Source organism: Leptolyngbya sp. FACHB-36 (genome assembly GCF_014695955.1).
Classification (GTDB): Bacteria; Cyanobacteriota; Cyanobacteriia; order Leptolyngbyales; family Leptolyngbyaceae; genus FACHB-36.
In genome coordinates this window covers 1-1759 of sequence record NZ_JACJPG010000190.1, presented here as the reverse complement: position 1 = coordinate 1759, position 1759 = coordinate 1, and the positions used below count along the sequence as shown (strand labels likewise).

Here is a 1759-nt window from a genome sequence, read left to right as displayed (position 1 = left end):
TTTAGATTGAATGACAGCTTGGATAAGTAGGGCGACACGAACAACGTGAAGATGGCTAATCGCGGCGAACTTGCACGATTAGCGATTAGCTATCTACTGGCTGCGCGTGGTTCCAGCCCTGATTCAGCCCCTTGATTTGAGCTAAGCACTACTGGCGATTCCCACTCCCCCCAGTTGCGTTGGATGAAACCAACTGGGGCAGCATTTTCAGAGCAGCTTGCGCGGTTTCAGTGAGTAAAGTGGGATTGATTTGGCGATCGCTCGGCTTGTGGTAATTCGGCTCCATGCCGCGATAAAAGAACAGCACCGGAACTCCCGCTGCCGCAAACGAGGCGTGATCGCTGCCGTAGTCGCTGCCAAGCGGTGCAATCTTGGCGTTTTCAATCTGCACTTGCTTCGCCAACGACGGCGTACCGCTAATTAGCAGCGAGTTATTCACGCCAACCATGTCGAAATTCAGCATGCCCTTGAGTCCTTTCAAGAACTGAGGACCTGCTGCGTTGACAAACGCTTTTGAGCCGTGCAGACCGTCCTCTTCTCCATCAAAGGCAACAAACCAGGTTTGACGCCCCAACGGAGTTGTAGACAGTTGACGCGCGATCGACAGCACCGTCGCTGTTCCCGACGCATTATCGTTTGCGCCAGGGGATCCCAGAACGGAATCATAATGCCCTCCCAGCAGCACTTGAGGCTGCGTGACTCCGGGCAGGTGGGCAACCACGTTTCGCCCAGTCACCGTTCGCTGCCCTGCGTTCACGGTCAGTTTGGCAGTCAGGCGTTCCCGCTGCGATCGCTCCAAGAGCGGCTGTCCCTGCTCTCGCGAGAGTGCCAGCACTGGAATCGAGGCATCCTGCGTCAGCGTGCCAGAAAAATTGCCCGATTCATTGTTGACGATCAACAGCCCCACAGCTCCCGCTGCTGCCGCATTGCGAACCTTTTCGGCAAACGGAAGGGTGCCGCGGCGGACGATCGCGATCGCGCCCTTGACATTCGCTGCCGCAAAATCGTCTCGATCGCCCACGTTAGGTACCGCAACCAGCCGCGCCGTCGGAGTTCCGGCAGCGGTCCGTCTGAGGGCGCGCCCTTGCAGCGTCGTGCCCCCCACGCTGACGCTGGACCCCCGGTCCTCAAACTTAGAGTAGGTAAAGGTCTGAATGTCTGCGACGTAGCCCGCCTTGCGATATTCCTCTAGCAGATAGGCGCTTGCCTGCTCCATGGCTGGAGTTCCCGCCACACGCGGACCCAGCTTAACGAGCGCATCCACATCGGCACTGGCACGATCGCGCAGCGTCGCTAAAGAATTACGCTCTGCCTGTGGCTGGGGCTGTACGGGGACTGGCTGCTGGGCTTGCACAGACAAGTCGCGCGGTTGGGCACAGCCAGCCAGTCCCAGGCTCAAGACTCCAAGGCTGGCAATCAGACGTTTCAGAAATGGCGGCGATCCGATCGCCCCCTGGGTAGTGTGACTCGTTTTCACCGTGTTTAGGACGTTTAGTAGGTGGACCTGACTGGGCTGAACCGCGAACGGCTAATAGCGGCGATCGCGCTCTAAGTCATAAATCACTTTCTCCACACACCAATCCGTTGAGCGATCGGGATGCCTCAGCTTGACTTGCGCCAGCAGTCGGTCTGCGGCTTGACGATCGTCATGGAGCAGGGTCAGCAGTCGCCGTTGAAGTTTCCGACTGGCTTGATCCAGGCGGGTGGGGTTGCGCGGTAGTGAGCGGGTTGGAGAATCGGCTACTCCATCTTGCAGCGC

Annotated in this window: 1 protein-coding gene and 1 pseudogene; both read right to left on the bottom strand. The window is 58.3% G+C overall.

Features of this window, described 5'->3' with window-relative positions:
- Nucleotides 1–148: 148 nt before the first annotated feature.
- Nucleotides 149–1477: a M28 family peptidase gene (locus H6F43_RS04330; protein ID WP_347272368.1), complete on the bottom strand. Its 1329-nt coding sequence runs from the start codon at nucleotides 1475–1477 to the stop codon at nucleotides 149–151.
- Nucleotides 1478–1528: 51 nt separating this feature from the next.
- Nucleotides 1529–1759: pseudogene (locus H6F43_RS04325) on the bottom strand (hypothetical protein); the annotation flags it as partial.